Annotated in this window: 23 protein-coding genes and 1 tRNA gene; 12 read left to right on the plus strand and 12 right to left on the minus strand. The window is 49.8% G+C overall.

Going from position 1 to position 24,878, the window contains the following annotated elements; translation table 11 throughout:
- Window positions 1–872, minus strand: an 872-nt coding sequence (locus ACIDF8_RS12170; protein ID WP_412010885.1) for a PQQ-binding-like beta-propeller repeat protein, incomplete at its 3' end; no start/stop codon positions are given.
- A 304-nt stretch (window positions 873–1,176) separates the two neighbouring features.
- On the opposite strand from ACIDF8_RS12170, the gene pip reads away from it, so the two are divergent.
- The 7 genes from pip (at window position 1,177) to ACIDF8_RS12205 (ending at window position 10,890) form a co-directional block, all read left to right on the plus strand.
- Window positions 1,177–2,127 (plus strand): prolyl aminopeptidase, encoded by a 951-nt coding sequence (gene pip / locus ACIDF8_RS12175; protein WP_412010886.1) that lies wholly within the window; start codon window positions 1,177–1,179, stop codon window positions 2,125–2,127.
- A 19-nt stretch (window positions 2,128–2,146) separates the two neighbouring features.
- Window positions 2,147–3,421, plus strand: coding sequence for a YhjD/YihY/BrkB family envelope integrity protein (locus tag ACIDF8_RS12180; RefSeq protein ID WP_412010887.1), 1,275 nt, complete (start codon window positions 2,147–2,149; stop codon window positions 3,419–3,421).
- A 127-nt stretch (window positions 3,422–3,548) separates the two neighbouring features.
- On the plus strand, window positions 3,549–5,054 hold the full coding sequence (locus ACIDF8_RS12185) for a tetratricopeptide repeat protein (protein ID WP_412011043.1): 1,506 nt from the start codon (window positions 3,549–3,551) through the stop codon (window positions 5,052–5,054).
- 200 nt (window positions 5,055–5,254) lie between these two features.
- Complete coding sequence (locus tag ACIDF8_RS12190) at window positions 5,255–5,797, plus strand: YfiR family protein (RefSeq protein ID WP_412010888.1); 543 nt, start codon at window positions 5,255–5,257, stop codon at window positions 5,795–5,797.
- A gap of 6 nt (window positions 5,798–5,803) precedes the next feature.
- Window positions 5,804–7,882: an EAL domain-containing protein gene (locus tag ACIDF8_RS12195; RefSeq protein WP_412010889.1), complete on the plus strand. Its 2,079-nt coding sequence runs from the start codon at window positions 5,804–5,806 to the stop codon at window positions 7,880–7,882.
- Between the two features lie 80 nt (window positions 7,883–7,962).
- Window positions 7,963–9,240, plus strand: coding sequence for an OmpP1/FadL family transporter (locus tag ACIDF8_RS12200; RefSeq protein ID WP_412010890.1), 1,278 nt, complete (start codon window positions 7,963–7,965; stop codon window positions 9,238–9,240).
- A gap of 177 nt (window positions 9,241–9,417) precedes the next feature.
- Window positions 9,418–10,890: a porin gene (locus ACIDF8_RS12205; RefSeq protein WP_412010891.1), complete on the plus strand. Its 1,473-nt coding sequence runs from the start codon at window positions 9,418–9,420 to the stop codon at window positions 10,888–10,890.
- 64 nt (window positions 10,891–10,954) lie between these two features.
- On the opposite strand, the gene ACIDF8_RS12210 is transcribed toward ACIDF8_RS12205, so the two are convergent.
- From ACIDF8_RS12210 to ACIDF8_RS12225, 4 genes are all read right to left on the minus strand, one after another.
- Window positions 10,955–13,600 (minus strand): EAL domain-containing protein, encoded by a 2,646-nt coding sequence (locus tag ACIDF8_RS12210; protein ID WP_412010892.1) that lies wholly within the window; start codon window positions 13,598–13,600, stop codon window positions 10,955–10,957.
- Window positions 13,601–13,826: 226 nt separating this feature from the next.
- Complete coding sequence (locus ACIDF8_RS12215) at window positions 13,827–14,486, minus strand: pyridoxamine 5'-phosphate oxidase family protein (protein ID WP_412010893.1); 660 nt, start codon at window positions 14,484–14,486, stop codon at window positions 13,827–13,829.
- Window positions 14,487–14,652: 166 nt separating this feature from the next.
- Entirely contained in the window at window positions 14,653–14,817 is a 165-nt protein-coding gene (locus ACIDF8_RS12220) for a DUF3309 domain-containing protein (RefSeq protein WP_412010894.1), read from the minus strand.
- Between the two features lie 220 nt (window positions 14,818–15,037).
- The gene (locus ACIDF8_RS12225; RefSeq protein WP_412010895.1) at window positions 15,038–15,487 is read right to left on the minus strand and encodes a CBS domain-containing protein; all 450 of its coding nucleotides are present in this window, start codon (window positions 15,485–15,487) and stop codon (window positions 15,038–15,040) included.
- Window positions 15,488–15,751: 264 nt separating this feature from the next.
- Between ACIDF8_RS12225 and ACIDF8_RS12230 the strand changes: the two genes are divergently transcribed.
- Both ACIDF8_RS12230 and ACIDF8_RS12235 read left to right on the plus strand, forming a co-directional pair.
- On the plus strand, window positions 15,752–15,925 hold the full coding sequence (locus ACIDF8_RS12230; protein WP_412010896.1) for a hypothetical protein: 174 nt from the start codon (window positions 15,752–15,754) through the stop codon (window positions 15,923–15,925).
- Window positions 15,925–17,205 carry a cytochrome P450 gene (locus ACIDF8_RS12235; protein WP_412010897.1) on the plus strand — a complete coding sequence of 427 codons (1,281 nt, stop codon included), beginning with the start codon at window positions 15,925–15,927 and terminating at the stop codon, window positions 17,203–17,205. Before ACIDF8_RS12230 ends, ACIDF8_RS12235 begins: the two co-directional genes overlap by 1 nt.
- 19 nt (window positions 17,206–17,224) lie before the next feature.
- Here the strand turns inward: ACIDF8_RS12235 and ACIDF8_RS12240 are convergent, their stop codons facing one another.
- A complete protein-coding gene (locus ACIDF8_RS12240) occupies window positions 17,225–17,572 on the minus strand; it encodes a hypothetical protein (protein ID WP_412010898.1) in 348 nt (115 codons plus the stop codon).
- Between the two features lie 4 nt (window positions 17,573–17,576).
- Window positions 17,577–17,726: a DUF3309 family protein gene (locus tag ACIDF8_RS12245; RefSeq protein ID WP_412010899.1), complete on the minus strand. Its 150-nt coding sequence runs from the start codon at window positions 17,724–17,726 to the stop codon at window positions 17,577–17,579.
- A gap of 251 nt (window positions 17,727–17,977) precedes the next feature.
- On the opposite strand from ACIDF8_RS12245, the gene ACIDF8_RS12250 reads away from it, so the two are divergent.
- Window positions 17,978–18,460, plus strand: coding sequence for a DUF421 domain-containing protein (locus ACIDF8_RS12250; protein WP_412010900.1), 483 nt, complete (start codon window positions 17,978–17,980; stop codon window positions 18,458–18,460).
- 49 nt (window positions 18,461–18,509) lie between these two features.
- Here ACIDF8_RS12250 and ACIDF8_RS12255 read toward each other — a convergent pair whose 3' ends face one another.
- Window positions 18,510–18,965, minus strand: a complete 456-nt coding sequence (locus ACIDF8_RS12255; protein ID WP_412010901.1) for a hypothetical protein — start codon at window positions 18,963–18,965, stop codon at window positions 18,510–18,512.
- 306 nt (window positions 18,966–19,271) lie between these two features.
- Here ACIDF8_RS12255 and ACIDF8_RS12260 point away from each other — a divergent pair, with 306 nt between their 5' ends.
- Window positions 19,272–21,497, plus strand: a complete 2,226-nt coding sequence (locus ACIDF8_RS12260; RefSeq protein WP_412010902.1) for an EAL domain-containing protein — start codon at window positions 19,272–19,274, stop codon at window positions 21,495–21,497.
- A 12-nt stretch (window positions 21,498–21,509) separates the two neighbouring features.
- Here the strand turns inward: ACIDF8_RS12260 and ACIDF8_RS12265 are convergent, their stop codons facing one another.
- The 3 genes from ACIDF8_RS12265 to ACIDF8_RS12275 all read right to left on the minus strand — a co-directional run bounded on the left by ACIDF8_RS12265 (window position 21,510) and on the right by ACIDF8_RS12275 (window position 23,480).
- Window positions 21,510–22,244: a hypothetical protein gene (locus ACIDF8_RS12265; RefSeq protein WP_412010903.1), complete on the minus strand. Its 735-nt coding sequence runs from the start codon at window positions 22,242–22,244 to the stop codon at window positions 21,510–21,512.
- 196 nt (window positions 22,245–22,440) lie between these two features.
- The gene (locus ACIDF8_RS12270) at window positions 22,441–22,851 is read right to left on the minus strand and encodes a hypothetical protein (RefSeq protein ID WP_412010904.1); all 411 of its coding nucleotides are present in this window, start codon (window positions 22,849–22,851) and stop codon (window positions 22,441–22,443) included.
- 395 nt (window positions 22,852–23,246) lie between these two features.
- Entirely contained in the window at window positions 23,247–23,480 is a 234-nt protein-coding gene (locus tag ACIDF8_RS12275) for a DUF2171 domain-containing protein (RefSeq protein WP_412010905.1), read from the minus strand.
- Window positions 23,481–23,665: 185 nt separating this feature from the next.
- Here ACIDF8_RS12275 and ada point away from each other — a divergent pair, with 185 nt between their 5' ends.
- Window positions 23,666–24,745: a bifunctional DNA-binding transcriptional regulator/O6-methylguanine-DNA methyltransferase Ada gene (gene ada / locus ACIDF8_RS12280; RefSeq protein WP_412010906.1), complete on the plus strand. Its 1,080-nt coding sequence runs from the start codon at window positions 23,666–23,668 to the stop codon at window positions 24,743–24,745.
- A gap of 35 nt (window positions 24,746–24,780) precedes the next feature.
- Here the strand turns inward: ada and ACIDF8_RS12285 are convergent.
- Window positions 24,781–24,859 (minus strand) — tRNA-Ile (locus tag ACIDF8_RS12285).
- Between the last annotated feature and the right edge of the window lie 19 nt (window positions 24,860–24,878).

Genomic DNA, 24,878 nt, shown 5'->3' on the forward strand with positions numbered 1-24,878 from the left:
GAACCACCACCATGTTGCCAGCCGTCTTTCACAGCTTGTGGTTTCAACCAGGTACGTGTACCCAATTCTTTTTCGCCAACTTTCAGTTGATCGTTAGGGATCTTTTTGAAAGAACCACCTTGTTTGTTACCACCGTTTACGTCTTCGTATACTGACAGAGCGTTGTATTGTGGGTTATCTTTGTTGGTGTTAGCGTCGTGCAAGATTTCGCTGTCTGGACCTGTTGAGTAAGCTTTCCAAGCCAGAGAACCATCTTTCAAGTTGTATGCAGCGATAAAGCAACGTACGCCGAACTCAGCACCAGAGCAACCTGTCAGGACTTTGTCTTTGATCACGTGTGGAGCGTTGGTGTTAGTTGCGCCAACTTTTGGATCAGTGTTTTTAACGTCCCAAACTTTAGCACCGGTTTTTGCATCCAAAGCAACCAGCATACCGTCGTTTTGTTGCAGATAGATTTTACCGTCGCCGTAGCCCAGACCACGAGAAACGTTGTCACAGCACAGTACTGCTTGTACGCTTGGGTCTTGTTTTGGGAAATAAGACCAAACGATTTTTTGGTTGTCGTTCAGGTCAAGGGCGTATACGTTGTTTGGGAATGCTGTATGAACATACATCATGTTGCCCACAACCACTGGTGAACCTTCGTGACCACGGTTTACACCGGTTGCAAATGTCCAGGCAGCTTTCAGGTTTTTAACGTTGCCCTTGTTGATTTGTGCCAAGGCGCTGTAACCGTTGTTTGAGTGGTTACCACGTGGGTGGGCCCAGTTGTTAGGATCTTTAATCGCAGCTTCTTGGTCAGCAGCAGCAAATGCAACCATTGGCAAAGCAGCAACCAGACCCAAGGCTAGTTTGATTTTATTAACTTGCATATTGATCTCCAAAGTTAGTACTAAGGGTTTAATATTAAGTACGCATCTTAATCGCTGACACTAGGAATGAGCTTTAAACATGCATACTTTACACACCAGAGACAAGGGAAAATATCCTGAAATAAACTTGGAAATAATCACTTGCTACATGTGAGGATTGCAATATAGAACAATTTGTTTTCAATTGCAACACTTTAGTTACAAATTGGTTACAATTTTTTCAAATTATTTTTTGGGTTATTTTGCCCACACACAAACATTATTTTTTTACATCTAAAATCAAATAGTTAAACAAAGCTCTCTTATGAAAAACCTCGCCCTCTTTCCAGAATGCCAGCCATTCAAACAGTGGCATCTTGCCGTGACTCCGTTACATTCTGTTTATATTGAACAGTGCGGTAATCCAGATGGCATTCCTGTGATTTTTTTACATGGTGGTCCAGGCAGTGGCTGTAATCCGGCACAAAGGCGCTTTTTCGATCCGGCGCATTACCACATCATTCTGTTTGATCAGCGTGGCTGTGGACGCAGCACGCCAGCAGGGGAAACTAAAGACAACACCACGCAACATTTGATCGCGGACATTGAACAGATTCGCACCAAGCTGAATATTCCGCGCTGGCATGTGTTCGGCGGCTCATGGGGGAGCACCTTGGCACTCGCTTACGCCAATCAACACCCCGAAACTGTGATCAGCCTGACTTTACGTGGCATTTTTCTAAGCCGGCCGCATGAAATTAACTGGTTTCTGGGGCAGGTGGCATTATTTTTCCCAGAAGCATGGCAAACATTGCTGGCCCCTGTGCCGTTACAAAACCGCAGCCAGGTGCTTGAGTATTATGCCACCCAGGTTTTCCATCCTGACCCAGCCATCAGCATTCCGGCAGCCATTCATTGGAATGCATTTGAGTCCAGTATCATGAGCCTACTCCCCAAGATGGACAGCAGCGCACCGGATGGCGAGATTGAACTCGCACGCGCCAGGGTACAAATTCATTACATCCGTCATTTATGTTTTGTCGATGGCGAGCAGATGCTGATTGATGCGGGCGAAAAACTGAGGAAGATTCCAACAACCATTGTTCAGGGCCGTTATGACATGGTGTGCCCGCCGCAAACGGCCTGGGCCTTGAGCCAAGTTATGCCCCATGCCAATTTTGTGATGGTGCCAGATGCTGGTCACTCTGCGATGGAGCCGGGAACCTGCCTTGCTTTATTGAATGCAACCGAGCAATACAAGCAGCTATCAAGCTGAGACTCAACGGACAGAAGTCATGAGGCCATCCGCATTCTGGACAACGTTGCAGCAACATTGGCAAGGATTGATACATCAGTTCTCTGCTTATCTTTATTGCACGCCTTTATTTGTTCTGCAAACGACCTGGCATGGCGTGATTCGCCACCGCCTGATGGCGCTGGCGGCGGCACTCTCGTTTTACGCTTTGTTCGCCCTCATTCCGCTCATCGTGCTGATTTTCTTTTTACTCAGCCATCTGGTCTACTCGTCTGATTATGCGATTGTCAAACTGGCTATTCTGACCAGCAACCTGTTACCGGAATTCAGTCAGCGCATCATGGTAGAGGTCTATCACAACACACAAACAGAAGCAGCCTGGGGTGCAGTCGGTTTCTTTATATTGTTATGGACCATTACACCTTTGGCGGCCCATATGCGCTCAAGCTTTTACTTGATCGCCAGTAGCCAGGATGTCCCATCGTTCTGGCATAAAAAATTGCGTGACATCATGGCGGTGCTGGGTGTACTACTAGTATTTTTTCTGTTTACGGCAGCCGGGTTTGTCCTGGAGTCTGTCATTGTATTTTTAGCACAGCACCTGCCAACAGCAATCATTACCGGAGCGGGTATGCTTGCTTCACTTTTGCTCACCACCCTCCTCATCGCCGGTTTCTATCATAGCTTTTGTCCAATCAACGTCCGCTGGCGACACCTGTTCATCTCTGCCTTGTTAACTGCCAGCTTGTGGATGTTAATGCGTCCGGCTTTTGGCCTATTTTTGAGTGTGAATAAAAATTTTGGGGCGGTGTTTGGCAGCATGAAAGCCATGTTTGTCTCTATCAGCTGGCTTTATATGAATTTTGCCGTCTTTTTGGCGGGGCTAGAATTAATGGTGACGCTAAAACAAAAAGAAGTCTTATTACTGAAAGGGCTGTTTGATGACCTGCCCAACCAGCAACATTACTTGCAGGCACTCATGCAAACCTATGGAGTGTCCTGCAGTCAGGGCGACTACCTGATCCGCCAAGGTGCTTTGAATCCCTATTACTATATGGTGGTAGAAGGCACCTTGCATCTAACCCAGCAATCTGCGGGACAAGAACACACATTACGCATTTTGCAGTACGGTGACTTCTTTGGTGAAATCGCCTTGTTTTCACAACACCCCGCCACCGCTAGCGTCGTCGTCGCCTCTAAACATGCCTCGGTGATCAGAATAGACAGCGAATGCATGCAAAGCCTGCTACAACAAGCCCCGGAGATTGCCGTGCGGCTGCTGCATCAGCGCGCCCACCAAACCCAACTCCATTAACACCCCAGCAACCCCTTATAGCCAAAATCCACCCAAATAGACGGTGTTTGCGGCACATCAACACAGGCAATCATTGCGGAATTGTAATATCTGTTACAAAATTGTAACTATATTGGAATTTTTCATGATGGCGACTTCACTGACACAAGAAATTAACGCGTTGATACAGCAATTGAACCATGGCCAGTTTGAACGCGTGATTGCGCGCGCACGTCCATTGATCAGCCAGCATCCGCGTGAGTTTATTCTGCATCACTTGCTGGCACTGGCCTTGGATCAACAGCAAGCTTATCCGCAAGCAGCAGAGGCTTACCAGAACGCGCTCAACCTGAACCCCAAAGCGCCTGAGCTGTGGTTTAACTATGCGATCGTCAAAACCCACCTCAATGATCTGGTTGCTGCAGAGCAGGCCTATGGCAAAGCCATCGCCTTGAATCCGCAATTTTTCGAGGCCCACGGCAACCTGGGGACCATCCTGCAAAAACAAGGTCGGCTGGACGAAGCGGTTGCCAGTTATCAGCGCGGTTTGCGCATCCAGCCACAAGATGCACGTGGCCACTTTAATTTGGGCACGGCACTGCGCGACAAAGGCGAGCTCCAAGCCGCCGTGCAAAGCTATGAGCGAGCCATTGCCCTTTTTCCCAACTACACAGATGCCTATAACAATTTGGGCGAAACCTGGCGGGATCAGGGGGAGATGACGCATGCCGTAGACTGTTATCAGCAAGCCTTGCAGCGCAATCCACAACACCCTGCGGCCAATTACAACATGGGCGAGTTTCTTTATCTGGCCAAGGGTTTCGAAGAAGCGATCCCTTACTTTGAGGCATCACAACTGGAGGATTGGCAAGCAAGAGTCTTGTATTGCTTATATCGCGCTGAAAAGTTTGACGCATTTAAACAGCACCGGGACGCACTCATCTCGCAAGGGCCCCATACCGCCCCTTTTATCGCCACCCTCTCTACCCACTACAGTATTAATCATGGCGAAGCTGACCCTTACCAGTTTTGCCCGGATGGCCTCTCGTTTGTCTATCATCGCAGCCTGCCTGAGCTGGCCGCAGGCAGCCCCTTGCTTGCCGAACTGTTACAGGATATTGCCCAGGCAGAAATTGCTGAGCGCAAGCAAGCCCGTCTCACAAATGGCAAACAATCTGCTGGCAATTTGTTCAAGCGCCCCGAGTCTTCGTTCAGGGCACTGGGTGAGATCGTCAAACGTGAATTCCGCTTATACCAGGAACAATTCAAGCAGGCGGACTGCGCCTTGATTACGCATTTTCCAACGGCGCTGGAATTCACCAGCTCATGGTACGTCAAGATGCAAAAAGGCGGCCATCTGGATGCGCATATCCATGAGATTGGCTGGATCAGTGGTGCCGTTTACCTGGCCATGCCAGACACGGAGGACGCACGGGAAGGCGCATTTGAATATGGCACACATGGCGACCAATACCCGCAATTGCATGACCAGTTTCCCACGCGTTTCATCAAGCCTGCCGTAGGTGATATCGTGCTTTTCCCTTCCTCCCTGTTTCACCGAACGATTCCCTTTCACGCAGAGGCTGAGCGCATCTGCATTGCCTTTGACTTGAAACCTGCGACGTCCAGCGGCATGTCCAGCAATCATTACTAGCGCGGCGTCCGCGCAGGCCGACGTCACCTTATCAAACCGATACAGAATTTATCAATTTTGCTGATTGTGGATGATAAGTCCCAAGGTATGATAGACGTTGCATCAAACGGCTGACCCTTAACCGGCCCCGTGCCGGGAAGTGCGCAGTTTCAATGGCCGCCGTTCGATCAGATCCGCCACACTTTTGGAGTCAGATCAAGATGATTTCCGCACGCCCCTCTTATACCTGCCTGATCTTGCTTCCGCTTATGCTCTGCTGTCCCTGGCTGATACCACAGGCACATGCCAGTCTGGATGAGGCACGCACTTCAAAAAGCGAGCTACTGTATAACCTGGCCCTGTTAAGCCAGACGCCTAACCGTCCCCGGCAGGAGATTTATACCGTATGCGCATTTGAGGAAGACATTGGCCACCTCAAGGCAACCTCGCTAGAGTCGCAAAAATTACAACAATCGCAGATATTTTTAGTGACGCTAAAAACACAAGCCGATGTGAAACGCTGCAATTTGCTATATATTCAAGATGTCATCTCACAAAAGCCGTTAGAATTGCAGCAAATCATCCAAAAAGAGTCTGTGCTCACTGTTGTCCATCAGGGCAACAAGTTTGCCGAATTTGGCCATGTAGAAATCAGCGAACAAGAAAAACGCTACCAGTTCGTACTCCATTTGGGTTCAGCCAAACAGGCTGGCATTGTTTTTGATTCCCGCTTAATCAAACTGGCGAATAACCTTATTCAGTGATTGTGTATGTTTAAACTGCTGCCTCATCTCAAGATTGCCCACAAGCTCCTACTCACCGAACTGGTGATGACCTTGAGCATGTTTCTGGTGTTTATCGTGTTTGCATTTGGCAGCCACTACCACAATCTGCGCACACATATGATCCGTGACATCCTGGTGCAAACCCAGGTGGTGGCGACTTCGATTGGTCCCGCAGTGATGTTTGGGGAGGTCAACTCGTTGACTAAAACCCTGGAGCCTTTGACGGAGAATCAAAATATCCGCAGCATCACGATTTTTAACCAGCACCATCAAGCCATTCAGCAACTTAATCCGCAACACCCGCAATCCACTGCCGTCTGGCAATGGCTGTATCCTTTTTTTAGAGATATGGAAGTGTCGACCCCGATTGTGGTCAATGAAAAAACCGTGGGCACCTTACAAGCGACAATCAAGCAAGCGCAAATTGTCGATGTACTGATTGGGTTCGCATGGTCTAACGCCCTTGCCGTCTTGGCAGCGGCATTAGTGGGCTGCCTGATTATTTGGCGGCTCAACCGCAACATCGTCAATCCGATTCACGCTTTGCAAAGCTTTGTCAGTAACATCACGCGCAATCACCATTACGACCAGCGGATAACAATCCGTAGCCAGGATGAAATTGGCATGCTGGGTCATGACATTAACAATATGCTGGAAAGCATCCGCCAGCGCGACGCGCAGTTACAAACCGAGCTGGAACACCGTAAGATTATTGAAGAAAAATTGCAATTTTTGGCCCACTACGACAAAAACACGCAATTACTTAACCGACATGCCTTTGAAGAAGCGATTACCCGCAAAATCACCGCGCCTCCGACCAGCCAATCCAATGTCTACCTGCTCTTGCTGGATCTGGACCGCTTTAAAATCGTCAACGACACCTTTGGTCACAACACGGGCGATAAACTCTTACTCCAAGTGGCGCACCGCCTGCGTGGCAACTTGTCGCAAAAAGATGCGATTTTCCGATTGGGCGGAGACGAATTTGCCATTCTGCTGGATGCCCCCGGCAGGCAGACGATAGAGCAAGTCTGCAAGCGCATCATCCAGACCATTTCAGCCCAGTTTATTGTCGATGACCACGAGATTCACATAGGCGTCAGCATCGGTATCGCCCAATTGCGGGCCGGCTTCGACTCTAAAACTGAAGTGATGAAGAATGCAGATGTGGCGCTCTATCAAGCCAAAGACGCCGGCCGCAACACTTATCGCTTTTACAGTGAAATGGATGAAGCCAACACCTCCGAGCTACGCAACCTGCGTGAGGCCCTGCACTTTGCTTTGCAGAACCAGGAGCTGGAGTTGTACTACCAACCCATTATCCATACACAACTCTTGAAAACCATAGGCTTTGAAGCCTTGCTCAGATGGCGCCACCCGACCAAAGGCCTGCTAAGTCCTGACCAGTTTATTCATCTGGCAGAAGGCTCGGGACTGATTGTCAGCATCGGCGCCTGGGTCATTCACCAATCCCTCAAACAACTGGCCATGTGGCAAGAAATGTTCGACCAGGACCTGTTCATGAACGTGAACATTTCTTCGCGGCAGATTGATGATGATAGTCTGTCAGATACCATCCGCCATGCGCTGGATTTTTACCACATTTCCCCACGCACCCTGAACCTGGAGATCACAGAATCCATGGTCATGCGCAATATTGATGCCGCCAAACAAATTTTGTATTCGCTGAAACAGTTGGGCATAGGCATTGCGATTGATGATTTTGGCATTGGTCACTCATCGATGAATTACTTGAAACAGTTGCCGGTCGATATTCTAAAAATTGACAAGCAATTTACCGCTGGCATTCCGCATGACAAAGTGGATATCGCGATTGTCGACGCCCTGGTTGCGCTCGCGGTCAGCCTGAATTTAAAAGTGGTGGCAGAAGGCGTGGAAAGTGCTATCCAGTTTGAATACCTGCAATACAAACTCTGCCACCATGTACAAGGCTACTTGTTCAGTGCCGCTTTGTCCGCCAGCCAGACCACCACGTTTATGGCAGATTTTCCGGAGAGTATTCCAGCCGTATTCCGCAAAATCGCCAGCGCAGATAACCAGTGAAAATAATTAACGCCGTCACAATCACGGCGTATGATGGCGATTGCCAACCATTAAAAACAAAAAGTCGTTTAGGGGATTACATGTCACGTTTACCATCGGCCAGCCTCGGGCTGGGACTAATGCTGATGAGCATGCATGGGGCCAGTGTTGCCGCAGGCTTCGCCCTGTCTGAACAAAGTGGTAGCGGCCTGGGTAACGCTTTTGCTGGCGCTGCCGCCGTGGCAGAGGATGCCAGTACTATTTTTTTCAATCCAGCCGGCATGACTTATTTGCAAGGTCGCCAGGCGGTGGGTGCACTCAACCTGATTAATGTCAGAGGCGATTTTGATAACGAAGGCAGCATCGCACCTTCGGGCCGCCAAGCTGGGGGTGAAGGTGGTAATCTAGGCAGTTTTGCCGCTATACCCAATCTCTATTACAAACAGGATATCAATGATCAGCTCAAAATCGGGGTGGGCATTGGCAGCCCATTTGGACTTAAAACCGAATACGACAAGAACTGGATAGGCCGCTTTCAAGCCATTAAGTCAGAACTTAAAACCGTGAATATCAACCCCTCACTCGCATGGAAACTCAATGAGCAGTGGTCCGTAGGCCTGGGCGTGTCGGCGATGTGGGCGCAGGCAGAGCTCACCAGCGCCGTAAATCCGCCCTCATTGGCGCTCAGCGAATCATCCATCAAGAGCAAAGGACAAGACTGGGGCTTTGGTTACAATCTCGGTGCAATTTATCAAGTCACTCCCGATACCCGTCTAGGCTTGGCTTACCGTTCAAAAGTCGACCAGCATTTGAAAGGTCAAGCGCGATCGCCTTTTACGTTGGCCAATGCGAATCCAGCCGGCACATTGAATACTGACATTACTGCAGACCTCACTTTGCCAGAGACGTTGTCGCTGAGTAGCTTTAGCAAGCTGGACCCACACTGGGAGCTATTAGCAGATATCACCTGGACGCACTGGAGCCGCTTTCAAGCCTTAAGCATCATGCGGGACAATGGTTCGAACACTGCTATTGGCACCACTCAGGAACGCTGGAACAATACCTTACGTTACTCGGTCGGGCTTAATTATCTATACTCTGACAGCCTCAAACTCAGGACCGGCTTTGCTTACGATGAAGAGGCCATAGACAAGCAACATAGAACCCCACGCATTCCTGGTAATGACCGCATCTGGCTTTCTTTTGGCGCCAGCTGGCAATACAGCCAGCAAACCAAACTGGATATTGGCTATGCGCACCTGTTTATCCAGGAAGCCAGCATCTACGACGACCAGCGGGCACTGAACAGAGGATTGGTAGCCGGCAAATACAACGGCAGTGCCGATATTCTCAGCCTGCAGTTTAATCACCAGTTTTAAGGCTTAAAGGCGCTGCGATGCAGCGCCTAACCAGTCATCTCCCCCTCATTTGTGACGAGTGAATTATGACAGGCGTAAGTTTCGCGTAAGCCGTATGTCATCTAATCGTCATTTGCCAACCCGAGAATGCATTGTCTTGTGACAACCCGCAATACTGCATACAACATTGAGATTAAGATGACCATCAGACACCTTTTTAAACTGGCATTTGTTCCCCTTGCAATCAGCCAGGCATTCAGCGCCCAGGCACAAACCCCAGCAGCAACGACGACTACCAATGATCAAGGCAGCAGCTCGTTCATGACCCGTTTTATGAACGATGATAATCCATTGCGCCTGGACTTCAACGTGGGCGATCACCCATCGAATGTACAACTGTATGGCATCATCGATATTGCACGCACCAGCATTAATCACTCTTTGCCAGAAAACTACGAATTACCGAACAACTTCTATCCTTACAATGGTGCAAAAATCACACCGAGAACGACCTCAAGAACTGAGTGGGTCAATGGTGGTTTGCAAGCCTCCCGCCTGGGGATCAAAGGTGAAGTCGGCAAGCTACAAATGTGGGACCGTGATTTTAAATTCATGTACCAGTTTGAGGCTGGCTTTAACCCACTAGACATGAAGTTACACAATGCGGCACAGACCTTGGCAGATAACTCCGGCACCAACGCCAACTCCAGCGTCAGCGCTGACTCGTCAATGAACGGTGAGTTTTTTGCGCGCCAAGCCTGGGTAGGCATTGATGGCGGCAAACTGGGCCGTGTTTCTTATGGTACCCAATACAACCCGTTTTTTGAGATTACCAACCCGTATGACCCGAACAGCAAGGCGGATACTTTCTCGCCTCTGGGTGAGAGCGGCACTGTTGGCGGCGGTGGCGGTATCTCTGAAAACTCCCGGATGAAAAACACCATCAAGTACGGCAATACTTTTGATGTCGAATGGCTGGGTAAGGTCAACTACGCCGGCATGTACCAATTTGGCAATACTGCGGGCACTTCTGAGGGCTATGGTTACACCGGCCAACTGGGGTTTGAAAACAGCGTATTTGGCCTGCAATTCGCCTTTAACGGCTTTAATGATGCGGTCAAGGCGGGCTCTGCGGCGGCAGGCAATCCAGCAGCCAATGACACCATTACGGCTTCATTGTATAACACCGAAGCCACTTTGCTCGCTTTCAAATGGATGCCGAACAAGGAAATCAAATTCACTGGCGGCTGGGAATGGTACCGTTTGAAGCCTTCATCAGACCGGACCATCAAATACAGCAAACTGTTTGACCAGACGGTATTTGGTGGCATCGCCACCTCTGCATTACAACCAGGCTATAAACAAGATAACAATGTGTACTACATTGGTGCCAGCTACGATTTTTCACAGCGCATTCCAGCCCTGGCAGGCCTGACAGCGTCGGTCGGCTACTATGCGACGCGCTTTGATGCGATTGATGGCCCCACCGTTTCTACCAATTCGGAAGGTAAAATCGACACTTGGACGTCAGTCATTGACTACAAGATCAACAAGCGTGTGGATACCTACATGGCATACACCAACAACCACTTTTCAGGTGATAAGTACCCGCGCTCAACCTGGTATCAGGACGTGAAGGCCGTTGGTGCTGGCGTGCGCTTCCGCTTCTAACGCGCCTGTTTGCTTCTGAAAGGCTCAAGCCATGCTTGGGCCTTTTTGCATTGAACAACCCTAATCACTGAATCAGCGCCGCTTCATCACGCGACTGCTGCAATAGCATGTGCTCAAACGCTTCCGCAGGTACGGGTGGTGAGTAGAAAAATCCCTGGGCAAAATCACAGTGGATATCCACCAGCAAATCCCGTTGCAGGGCTGTTTCCACACCTTCGGCAATGACCTTCAGGCCTAACTTGTGCGCCATGACGATAATGGCTTCACATAAGACATAACTTTCATTGCCCGCATTCAGGTTACGCGTAAAAGACTGGTCGATTTTCAAATAATCAATATCAAATCTGCTCAGGTACGAAAGCGAAGAATAGCCTGTGCCAAAATCATCAATGGCAACTTGTATACCCATATCCCGATACTGGAGCAATCGCTGCTCGACAATCGGGTCTGGATTCAGCAACAGGCCTTCGGTGATCTCAACCACCAGATGTTTGCCGGCCAATTGCGTTTCCTGCAAAACTTGCACCCAGTCATTAATCATACGTTTTTCATCGACGAACTGTACCGGTGACTTATTGACGCTAATGGCAAAATTTTCTCCCACCATGCCATGCCATTGTGCTGCATAACGCGCCGCCTGGCGGAATATCCAGTCGCCCATGGCAATAATATCCCCGGTCTCTTCAGCCACCGGAATAAACAGGCTGGGACTGATCAAGCCACGCTGCGGATGCTGCCAGCGCATCAACGCTTCTGCTTTTGCAATTTTGCCTGTGGTGAGATCGACGATGGGTTGGTAATAATCGCGCAACTCACCATTTTCAAGCGCCACGCGCAAATCACGCGCCAAACTGACGCGCTGCGAGAGGGCTTCTTTAATCGCCAGTGAGAAAAAACGCAGGTTGTTACGGCCGCGATTTTTCGCCTCATACATGGCTTGGTCTGCATGCTGTATCATTTCCTCAGCATTAACCGCATCTTCTGGATATTGACTGATGCCAATACTGACAGTGACATAGACGCGTTCGCCTCCCAGAATCATCGCTTTAGAGATTTCCTGCAGCACCTGCTGGCCAAAGGCTTGAACATCCGCGCAGACGGGCTCTGGCAAAATAATGGCAAATTCATCACCGCCTAAACGGGCCACCAGCATTTGGTCAGACAGGCACTGGCGGATGCGTTGACCGATCTCTATCAGCAATTCGTCGCCACTCCGGTGACCCAGCGTATCATTGACCTCTTTAAAACGGTCCAGATCCAGTAACAACAGGCTGAGTTTTTGCTGATGGTTAGCGGCCTCAGCAATCGCCTCACCCAGGTGACGATTGAAATAATGCCGGTTGGGCAGTTGCGTCAGGCTGTCGTAATTGGCCTGTTGCCAAATCACCGCATCCGCTTCTTTCTTGTCAGTGATATCAATATGGGTACCCCGCATGATCCATGGCTCACCACTGCTGGTACGCGAAATCAGCCGCCCCCTATCGGTCACCCATACCCAGTGCCCGTCGTGATGCCGCATCCGGATATCGCACTCATAAAAATCAATTTCACCCTTGAGATGGCGTTCCACTACCGCAAGCGCAGTTTGCCAGTCATCAGGATGCGTTAATGATCTGATCTTGTCTGTATTGAGCGGGGCCACCGCTTCAAGCGTATAACCCAGCATGTCTGCCCAACGGTGATTCACCTGGCAAACACCTGTTTGTATATCCCATTCCCAGGTCCCGGCGCGGGTGGCATCAATAATGTCAGTCAGCCGTAACCGCTCCAACTCAAGCTCCCCACGTTTACTTTCTATTTCAGCGGTTTTCCGTTTCACAGCAAGCCTGAGCATGAACACCAGCAACACCAAACTCACAGCAATAATCAAAGCCACCGCCAACACCCACAAGGCTTGGCCGTCATAGAGCTCTTGCTGCAAAGAGCGGCCCTTCCATTTTGCCTCAATGGCCGTCATTTCAGCAGGCGTGATCATCGCCATGCCCTTTGCAATCAAACTGAGTGTTTGCTCGTTGCCTTTTAGCACTGCCCGGTGGAATTCGCCCTGATAAAGCGTAAAAGCGCGCAATATTGTGTGGTCCAGATGGGCGCGATAGAGGTAATAAGTGGCAGGATAATCATCCATACACAGGATTTTGATCTCGCCCTTACGGGTGGCCGCGATCATTTCCTCGTAATTGTTATATAGCCTGAATGATTGAACCCCTGCTTGTTTGAGATGAAAAATACAGCCATCGCCTTTTTGCACCCCCACCGTGAAACCACTTAAATGGCTGGCTGTGGCAAGCCCGCCTATGCTTTTATGCGCATAAATGCCGACGGGCAAGGTGGCATAGGGTGCACTGAAACTGAACCGCTTTTCTCGCTCAGGATCCTGATAGATCATTTCGATGACATCGGCATGCCCGCTCTGTAATTGCTTTAGCGCCTGTTCCCAGACGATGGCCAGCAAAGTCACCTTGACCCCGGTTTTTTGCTCCCACAACTTCCAGGTATCCGCAACAATGCCCACCGTGTTGCCGTCCGCATCCTTGAATAAATACGGCGGATAGTTATCATCACTGACGATGGTAATTTCTGATACAGGCTCTGCTTGAGCCAGGCAGGGATAGAGCATGACAGCGGACAGCATCCATGCAAACAGCATGACGCGCAGCATCGTCTTTCTGGCAACCCTGTATGCAATCTGGCTGTTCACGGCGTGCTGCATCCCCTCATTGAAATCGCTATCTCACCTGCATCTTACAAGCATTGGTGACAATTTTGTTTCGCATGAATGTTTAGTTTCAGAAAATATTACACTCTCCACCACCTAGCATGCAAAATACCTGAAAGAGGCTAAAGCTGCCAAGCGTTATCTTGCGCAAACATCAATAAAAAAGCGCAACCTGTGTTGCGCTTTTTTCAGCATAAAACCGATCGTTTTTTAATCGCTCTCAAACATCCGGCGCACCGGCCTTGATCTTGGCCATCCAGTCTTCTGGTTGAATGAAGCCTGCCTGCTGTGCCTTTTGTGCATCCTCTGCAGAAATCACATCCTGCATCAACTCCATCCGCTTCCACTCGGCGAGTGGCGTTTCACATTGTGCAGAAGGCACATAACGCGACGCGCTGTCCCGCTGGTAGCGGTGAATATACCGTGGGCAATTTTGCCAAAGCTCTGACAACTTCACCTTAACGACAAATTCCGCCTCCTTGTAATGCGCCAGCAACGCCGGATCAGTCGAGACTTCACTCACGCCTTGCAATCGGATGCGATGCGGGCGCTCAAAAGAAATAAACAGCAAGCCAACCTCGCCTTGACCCATCATATTACCGACGGAAAGTTGCATGCCATTGCCATTGTAAATCGGGAACATCAATGTCTGGTTATCGACGACGCGGACAAATCCCGGAAAGCCCCCTTTGTAAGACACCGTAGGTCTACCATTGTGATCTACCGTGGAAAGAAAAAACATATCCAGCGACTCAATAAAGCCTTTGGCATCTTCATCAATTTCTGTTTTACAGACAATTTCTTCAACACGGTCCGCCAGTTTGCGTGTCCCTTGCGCGTCTTGCACCTGGCGATGAATGTCTCCAAATAAACGACTCATAAATCCCCCAATTAGTTAGATGTTGGTTTGTAGCAATTAATCTCTGCACGGCTAATCTTAACTTGCTTGGGGCATCATACTTGATTTAAACGGTACTGGATCTATGAAATATGCCTTCTTGCTGGGAACCGTAGCAAAACATGTGCGCCTAAAGTGCGGTCCGTTTTCAGGCATCCAGAAAGCCATTAGCAAACGCCAGCGCAATGAGGAGGAACAGCAATAAAGTGAACGCCAGCCGGGCATCCATTCCCCAGCCAGCCCGATAAAAACCTGCCCGCCCCACCTGCGCCATGGCAAGTGTACAAAGCACAACCAACAAGGCACTGATCATCTTGTTCTCCTGTACTTTCTAGCGCGTTTACCAAAGCAATGGCCTTGTACCTTACGCTTTTGCTATCGCCATCCGTTTGGATCAACCGCAGTAATCCCCTAAAAAACATGGCATCAGATGCATCGAGCATTACGTATGAGGGGAAGCAAGACACTCACTCCACCGTCACCAACACAGCGTTTGAATCAGTGTTTTTGCTACACCCCTCATGCTTTTCTGCTCAATCAGGTATGTTAGGCTGGGAGATGCCATTCAATGCCTCGCCTGCCGCTTGCCGCTGGCTCAAAGAGACATCGCCTAGCGACACAATGCCTACGAGTTGGTGTTCGTGATTCACCACAGGCAAACGCCTTACTTGTAACTCGCTCATGTAGCGTGCGGCTTCTTCGACCGAGTCATCCTCAAAAATATAAGCGATCTCTGCACTCATAATTTTTTCCACTGGCTCCGTGGGGGACAATCCCTCTGCCACGGCACGGATGGCGATATCGCGATCTGACAACATCCCGACCAATTTCGTTTGCTCGCCCACCGGTAATAAGCCGACATCACATTCCCGCATCATTTGCGCGGCAGTTTGCAAGCTGTCATTAAGGGTCACAATCGTGACATCACGCGTCATGACCTGGCTAATATTAAGCGTAGTGGTATTAAGCGTACTGGGCATCATGCGTCTCCTTGTTACAGGTTTAAAACCCCAGTTTAACTAAGCAGCCACGCCTATGCAGTCAGCCCGCATAGCAAGACAATGTAGGACTTGTCAAACCGGTAGCGAAGCATCGCTATAGCGAATGCATGCCCAGCCCCAACCGTTTGCGCTAGGAATTCTGACAGGGCGATCAGGGCCTTACTGATAAAAAAGGCAGCCTATCCTGGCTACGCTACAAATCTACTGGCACCGCCAGTCATTTCAAACCCATGCAAGGAGGCCTGAATGCCCTATTTTTCACATACCCTACATTTGCCGCATGCACCAAAGCATTCGCCTGGTCATCCGGCTTCGCCAGAAGAAATTCACAAGCCAGTTAACCCAGACCCTGATACACCGTATGAACCGATAGAACCTGCCGAACCAGATGTGCAACCACCCATTATTGGTGACCGCTAGTGGCAGTTGCCATCCCCCGCGACCCGGTATTTGACAGTACCTTATCGTTGCTGTGGCAAGGCTATCCTTTTGTTGCCCAAAAGTGCAGGCAATTAAACAGCGATATTTTTAAAACGCGGTTGTTGCTGCAGCCAGTGATTTGCATGCAAGGCGCAGACGCGGCACGGTTGTTTTACGACCCGCAAAGATTCGAGCGTCATGACGCGATGCCGATGCGGGTACAACGGACACTGACGGGTGTCGGAGGCGTACAAGGCCTGGATGGCGTGGCACATCAACAGCGCAAACACCTGTTTTTGCGGCACCTCATGCAGCAGGACAGCATTGATGCACTGGCGGCCCTCCATCGTAACCATTGGCATTTGGCACTCTCGCACTGGCCGCTGCATCAAGAGATGGTGCTCTTTGACCAAGCCCAGATTTTGTTATGCCAATCTATCTGTGAGTGGGCAGGTATTCCCGTCGCGGAGCAAGCACTCACCTCGCATGCAAAAGACTTGGGGCAAATGATCGCGGGCGGGGCACGCCTGGGTCTGCCGCATTGGCGGGGACGCTGGGCGCGAGCACGCTGTGAAGAATGGATACGTCAGGAGATTGAACGCGTGCGCAGGGAATCTCCCCAGCCCGCTGTGAGCTTATTGCAGGCCTTCGCCTGGCACCGCGATGAACATGGACGGCTGCTTTCTTCTCAAATTGCCGCGGTGGAAGTATTGAATATCGTGCGCCCCACCGTGGCGATTGCGCAATTGATTGTATTTTGCGCCTTGGCGATGCATGAATACCCGCACGTCAAAACAGCCTTGCGCACGGGCGATCCTGATTACTTGCATTGGTTTATTCAAGAGGTCAGGCGTTTTTATCCCTTTTTTCCTTTCCTCGCCGCCTATACCCGCCATCCATTCAACTGGAAAGGCTATATATTTCCGGCCCACACGCTGACACTCCTGGATATTTATGGCACTCACCATCATCCCAGCGACTGGCCGCAAGCCGGGCATTTTCTTCCTTCCCGTTTTCAAAGCTGGCAGGACGATGGTTTTCATTTGCTGGCAAATGGTGGTGGCGAGTATAGCCATCACCGCTGTCCTGGCGAGTGGATCACCGTGACGCTCCTGAAAGAGGTGGTCACGCTACTGGTGAATGACCTTGATTACACCGTGCCCGCGCAGAATTTGAACCTGTCGTTGCGCAATATCCCAACCTTGCCTAGTAGTGGTTTTATCTTGCGCCCAAGACGTTATACCCCGTCCTCGTCATTATTCGCGAAACACGGTCACTGACTGCATCTGTTTGAAGACTCTAGCGATTAAGCCCGCGTTTACGGTGATGCATCCAGACCGGTGATGACGAACCGACCACTTGATATCCCGCTTTGGTGAGCCTGAATGCGTCATCCAGAGGATCAATCCATTCATGGGACTTGGCATAAGCAATCGCCTTCACTAAGTCTTGCTGGCTGCGGTCACGGTCATACCACACCCCGCTTAATTGCTGAACACGTAATGCCTCACCTGACTGCCGTTGAAAATCGGTGACAAAAATGTCCAGTAGTAACCGCGCGCCTTCCTCCGCACTGAGGATGCGAGAAGAAGCCCGCTGGGCCTGCGCAGCCGTCACCGAATAAGGGAATTGCCGTGTATCACGCATAGGCTTACCCGCCTCTCATCAATAGCAATAACACAATCAGTAACAAGACGAGGCCACCACTTGGGAAATAGCCCCAGCCGGTGCTATAAGTCCAGGTGGGTAAAGCACCAATGACGGCAACAATTAAAATCACCATTAAAACGGTATTCAACATAGATATGCTCCTCTCATTCATCCGGGAAGCGCTTAACCTGCGTGCCGCAGCCACGGACGATACTCATTGATCGAACCGCTATCATGCCTGCTCGCCCCACGCAGCAACCATGCTCACCAGACTGAAATCGGTGTAGGAAGATTGAGGTCGCTAGGTTTTCCTACAGTCGTTGTTAACTTCCACTGACAGATGAGAAGCCCCATACTTTGTATGCTGGCAAGCCCAATTGGTATGAATGAATGAATGTATGTATGGATGCAGCCTTATTTCAATTAAGCGTGCCGTGGTGGGAAATCGTGCTGCGTGGCAGCCTGATGTTCTGGTTTTTGTTCCTCATTTTCAGATGCCTGTTACGGCGTGATATGGGCAACGTGGGGATCGGGGACTTTTTGTTCGTCGTGATTGTGGCCGATGCCTCTCAAAATGCGATGAGTGGGGACGCCAAGTCGATTACCGACGGGATGGTCTTGGTGGCAGTTTTGGTCGGCTGGAATTTGTTGCTGGATTGGTTAAGCTTTAGAAGTCCACGCCTGAGGCGGCTACTCGAAGCGCCGCCTTTGCCACTGATCCACCATGGGCAACTGCAAACGCGGGCCATGCGCCGTGAATTCATCACCAAAGAGGAGATACTCGCTAAACTCAGAGAGGCCGGGATAGAAAAAATTTCCCAGGTCAAATACATGCAACTGGAAACCGACGGACAGTTAAGCATTATTCCCTATGACAAAAAATAAAAGCCCCGCTTCAGGCGGGGCTTGATCACTGAGTCGTTCATGCAAATCATCAGGATTTGAAAAACTGGATCGGGTAACTATGCTTATGCTCATCCACACACACGCCATCGCCAATCACATAGACGCTACCGAGTAATCCATCCCCTTCAATATTGATCTTGAAGTCACAATTAAGCACGGCCTTTTGGTTGGCGATTAAAAAACTTTTGCCTGAATAGGCCCGGCGTACCACCGCGTCAGAAGCACTTTGCGCATCCACCGTACGCACCACCGGCGCGACCGCACTGGTAGCCGTCCATTTGCCAGCAAGCGTCCCATAAGGCGATTCATCAAACTCAATATCACCATCATTACTGATATCGTTAATCAAGATGCTCCCCGCATATACCGTCCCATCTGTCCCAATCAACTGCGCTTTATTTTTATACACGCCCAGTTTTACCATATTCACAGAACAACCCGCTAACAACCACATTGCTGTCAGCAATACACCCATCTTTTTCATGCACCGGACTCCCTTAGCCAGTTATTTATTCATATGCCTGCTCAAGCAGCTTTAACGCATACAAGCTTTCGTGACAGTTTATCAGTACTTAACTTATTTTTAATGACAGTCACTCGTTTTAATTAGCTGCTGATAAAGCTTCACGCCTGCATGAACAGTCAACCACACTGATAGTCTAATTTAACTGACGCTGACATATTTAAATAAAAAACTGCAAAAATGACTTTATCTTTTGCATTTAACACAGTAGCACTCGTATACCATTTAAGGCTACATTTACCCAAAATAATAAAGGGGATTTAGATCATGGCTTGCCGCAGTGTAGACTGGCTCGGCGCGGTCGCCCGCTTTCTTGGACTTTTGTGTCTGGTGCTTGGCATCAGCATGGCCGGGGGCACGCTACAAGCCGAAGAAATTTTGCCTGGCGACTTATCTCAGGCAACAGTGCTGCCGCTCACCGAACAAGAGTATGCCTGGTTGCAACAGCATCCCCGCCTAAAGGTAGCGGTAAAAAATGGCTGGATGCCAGTCGAGTTTCAGCTGGAAAACCACAACCATGCCGGCGTCTCCGTCCAGTATTTAGAAAAAATCAGCCAACTGACCGGTTTAACCTTTGTACTGGTCAATGACCTTGAAAATATCACGCCAGCTGAAGCGCTCTTGCGCTCGGGCATCCGTGGACAAAATCCGCCAGCAGGCTTTCAGTTGCTGGAACAACCATACCTAGTCTCTAACAATGCCATTTATATGGCCGCTCACCATCCATTGGCACACCATGAGGTCAACCTTGGTGATCTCGCAGGAAAAACGGTAGCGGTCTTCAAGGGCGGCTCCGTCGCGCAAAAGCTTAAACAAGCGGTCCCCACCATCAAAATCAAACTGATTGATATCGCCGATGAAGCGTTCGAGTATTTAGCGTCCGGCTATGTCGATGCTTACGTCGGCAACGAACTGGTATTGGACTACCATCTTGACCTGCATAAAATCGATTCGATCAAAAAAGTCGGCGTCACTGCGATTACCAGTGACGTCTGGATGGCAGTAGATGCGCGCCAACCTTTATTAATCAGCATCCTCAATAAAGCAACGCAACAGATTGGGACCAATCCGCCGGAAATCATGAATACCTGGAAAGTATCGCCAGCGCCGGATCACACGCAATACCTGATTGCGATCCCCGGCATCTTGGTCTTGCTTTTATTACTACAATTGCTCAACGTCTACCGCAAGAGCAAAAAACAGGCAGTAGCCGCCCAACGGGAAATCTGGTTCCAGGCCAACCATGACTTTCTCACCAAGCTGCCTAACCGCTTCCAGTTGAAACATGAAATCGACCAGGCCATGCAACTTGCCCGGCAATCAAAGCAATCCTTAGGGGTCATCATTATTGATCTCGATAATTTTAAGCAGATCAACGACACAGCCGGTCATAGCTTTGGGGATGAGGTACTCATACAAGTCGCCAGGCGCATACAATCCGTCGCGCAACCACCCAGCCTTACTGCACGCTTTGGCGGTGACGAGTTCTTGATCATGATCCCCTCCGGCATCGACCAGCAAGGCCTGCATGCATTATGCGAGCAACTGTTGCGAGTCATGGCCTTGCCCCTCGAGGTTCAATCCAAATCAGTGAGCGTCTCCATGAGCATAGGTGCGGCGCTGTTTCCTGACCATGGCCAACATGCCGACGAATTGATTATGTTTGCCGATCAGGCGCTGTATCAGGCAAAAAAAGCGGGCAAGCATCAATGCGTGTTATTCAACCAGGCCATCTATGAAGAGTTTGTCAGAAAAACCCAACTCACAGAGGCCTTAAAATCTGCCATCAGCGCGCAGCAACTATCATTGCATTACCAGCCTATCTTTAATTTGACAGAGATGCGCTGCGAAAAACTTGAGGCCTTGCTACGCTGGCATCATCCGCAGCTCGGTACCATCCCCCCCGACATTTTCATTCCGATCGCCGAAGAAAATAATTTTATTATTACGCTGGGCGAATGGGTCTTTGCGCAAGCCATCCGCGATTTGCCACAGATCCAGCACCAATTCGGCAAGGTTGAGATCTGTCTGAATATTTCGCCTTTGCAATTTGCCCGCCCTGGCAACATTGAGCATTTTCTCTTAGCGATTCACGCGCGCAATATTCCCGGAAACCAGTTCTGTTTTGAAATTACCGAGCGGCTGTTACTTGAGCTCTCGCCCAATACAATGGAGATGCTGGAAAGACTGCACAACGTAGGGATCAAACTGGCCATTGATGACTTTGGCACCGGCTACTCTTCGCTCGCCTACTTGCATAAATTCATGATTGATTATGTCAAGATAGACAAATCATTTATCAGCCGACTGACCGATAACGAGAAAAATCAGGCCTTATGCAAAACCATGATCTATATGGGTAACCAGCTAAACATCAAGCTGATTGCAGAGGGTGTAGAGACCGTCGCACAAGAAACGCTACTCAAGCAAATGGGTTGCCATTATTCACAAGGCTACCTGCGGGCAAAACCTGCCCCGCTAGGCAGTGTTTAGCTATCACGCGCTTTATTGCATGGCATGCAGCCGGTCAATTTCAGTGTTATTTTCTATCGTATGGCATTGCAGAAGATCAGCATCGCCTTTACCCAAGGTGAGTTTTTCGACTGTATTGATATTGCTGGCAAATTTGCTATCCAGCTCGCCACATTTTTTGGTGCGGTGGCTGACAAAACTTAAGTATTCTTTTTTTCTTGCGTCCAGCTGTGCGGCTGGTACCGCACTATCATTCATATAAGACGCGTACGCACTTCTCAGCCTGAGCTCGGAAACACTCCAAATATTAAATACAATCATTTTCTTTGAAGGGTCTTTTTGCAGGGGCTCTTCACTCGCGGCAGGGGGGGCGGCATCAGTGACCACATGTTCATGTTGCACGACCACAGCGCTTGAAGCTGCCTGTTCAGGGTTGGATGCCGGCGCCACATTTTTTTTGTGACGGGAATGATCAGCTTTGTTGATGTCCTTTTTGGCAGGCATCTCCTCGGCGGCAGGGGGAGGGGGCGGTTCCGCCACCGCTTGCGTCAACTGTTGGGTTGTTTCTGCACTGACTTCAGGGGAGGCTACTGCAGATACCTGATTCTGAAAACGCATGGATGCAGAATTGCCTTCTTCGCGCTCTTCTCCCTTGATAATCAGGCCAAATAAAATAACGATCAATACACCAATTAATAGCACATTGATTTTACCAATCTGGATTTCGCCACGCTGAGTAGGCGCAAAATGGTACGAACAGTAGATCATGATTGATACACCCTTATTCGCAAGGGCGATGGTTGATTTTCAAGACAAAGCATATTTCTAAAAATTCGGCCGGATATAGTTTTACACCAATAGGATATGCAATGTCGAACAATGCCTTAAAATTTGATAAATTTCAATATTTGCTTGTATGTTTACACCCTTTTGCATCCTAAGCAATGATACCTAAATCCTGCCATTATGCATTCACCCGCTTAACCGCACGGCAATGGCCTAGGCACGAAGCACCCCTTGCCGTCGCCAAATAAGTTCTGGGGAGTTGCACATTCGGCAAGGCGGCAACTTCGTCAGAGTCTTCCGCAATCATTTCTGCACCTTCCCTGAACAATGCATCGCTCAGGTGTGGGCTTCTCAACGTTTCTACTGGAACTCGCTCATCGCCCGGCAAAGCGACCGCAACAGCACGGGGCATTTGCTGCACTACCGCAGCCGCCTGCACATTCACTTTGGCGGAAGTATCTACCGAAATAATGGTGACATACATACCGATGCACATCACAATTAAAGCCGCTGACACGGCACCGACGGTAATTGCCAGTAAAGAAAGTGCGCTTGCAAACGCGTTTGGTGATTTTTTTGTTGGCATCATAAACCTCCCAGATCTCTTTTACTTATTTCACAGGGCCTATGATCCAACAATCGGTGCCATTATCGAATACAAACGAGGCTGAACCTCGTGTAGGAATTTTCGTACAAGAGAGATCAAGCTGCGTTTAGTCTCCGGCATAAAACTTGAGATCAAATGACGCACCAAACAAAAAAGCATCTCCGAAGAGATGCCTTTTTGTAGCATTGAGATCAATATGCGTTTAATCGAATGCGGGGGTTGGTTTACCCCGCTGAAAATAACCGAGGTGACGTTCAGTGGTCCTAGTGGTAAATCAAGCCCTTGAATGGCATCATGCCGGGATCGCGTAGAGTTGCCTATAGGAGTTTTTCCCGAATCGCTACCCGGCATATGCGATAGCATGAATAGTGCTCTGTTTAATGGCTAGGTGACTCACTCCATTGCTGCATCGCCTGCTCGCCAGGGCGATCCACCACCACCCTGCCATCCTCTGTACTGGTCACCCAACTGGTAGGAATATAGTGATGCTTGCCCTGCGCATCTTTTTTCAACTTGATTGAGTCACTGCCCTCCATATGGTCCACCGTGGCAAACTGACCGCCCTGTGAACACACCACTGGCATTTCTGGCAAAATCTCCTGCGGATTCATACGCATTCTCCTGTCATCAACAATGTATTAATCAAGCAAACAGCATAGCCGGCCAAGGAGGGGCAGCTTATCGCAATCGCGCTGATTGTGTTGTAGGCGCCTGCATAAAATTCAAAAGCAATTTTCAGGGTGTTTTACTGTGGATGTACTGGTATCTTTGAAAATAATAAGCAAGTGAGAACGCCATGCATAAGACAATCAAGCCGCTTCCAGCAGCCACAGTCACCGTAAACGACCCTCGCTGGCAACAAGTTGTTGCCCGTGACCACAACGCTGATGGGCAATTCTTTTATGCGGTCACAACCACCGGGATTTATTGCCGCCCCTCCTGTGGCGCGCGCCAGCCACGCCCCGAGCATGTGAATTTTTACCTCACCCCTGCCGCCGCTGAAGCTGCCGGATTCCGTGCCTGCAAACGCTGCAAGCCTAACCAACACGCCCCAAAGGAGACCGATGCACTGAAAATAACCCACGCCTGCAGGTTAATAGAAACCTCGGAAAGGCTCCCTGGCCTGGCCGAACTCGCTGAACAAGCAGGCCTAAGCGCCTCCCATTTCCACCGCCTATTTAAATCGGTGACTGGCCTAACACCCAAAGCCTACGCCTCCGCGCACAAGGCGAAGCGATTGCGCAAACTGCTCGCGGGCAACATGCCCGTGACTGACGCGATTTATGCTGCTGGCTACGAATCAAGCAGTCCGGTCTATGCGGTTGCCACTCCGCTACTGGGCATGAAACCACGTCAATATGCACAAGGCGGCACCAATACCACCATCCATTTTGCACTCACCGAATGTACCCTGGGCAGCCTCTTGGTCGCCATCAGCGAAAAAGGCGTATGCGCGATTTCCCTGGGTGATGAGCCAGAACGTTTGCTAAAAGAATTACAAGACCGCTTTCCGCATGCCAACCTGATTGGCACTGACAGCGCATTTGAAGCCATGATCGCCCAAGTCATCGCCTTTGTTGAAGCGCCCAATATTGGCCTAGAATTACCGCTAGATATCCGCGGAACCGCCTTCCAGCAACGTGTCTGGCAAGCTCTCCAAGATATCCCCTATGGGCAAACCACCACCTACACAGAGCTTGCTCACAAAATCGGCAAGCCTAAAGCCATACGCGCAGTCGCCAGTGCGTGCGCGGCAAACATCCTGGCTATTGCCATTCCATGCCACCGGGTAATCAGGCAAGATGGCTCACTCTCAGGATATCGCTGGGGAGTTGTGCGCAAGCACGCATTATTGAAGAAGGAAAGCAAAAAATAAAGACCCAAGGCGTTAACCTTGAGTCTCTCTATCAATGGTGGCCCCTCTGTGAGTCGAACACAGCACCAACGGATTATGAGTCCGCTGCTCTAACCAAGCATGAGCTAAGGGGCCGGAAAGCGTGGGATTATAA

Origin of the sequence: Methylophilus sp. 3sh_L (assembly GCF_046766015.1) — a bacterium.
GTDB lineage: Bacteria > Pseudomonadota > Gammaproteobacteria > Burkholderiales > Methylophilaceae > Methylophilus.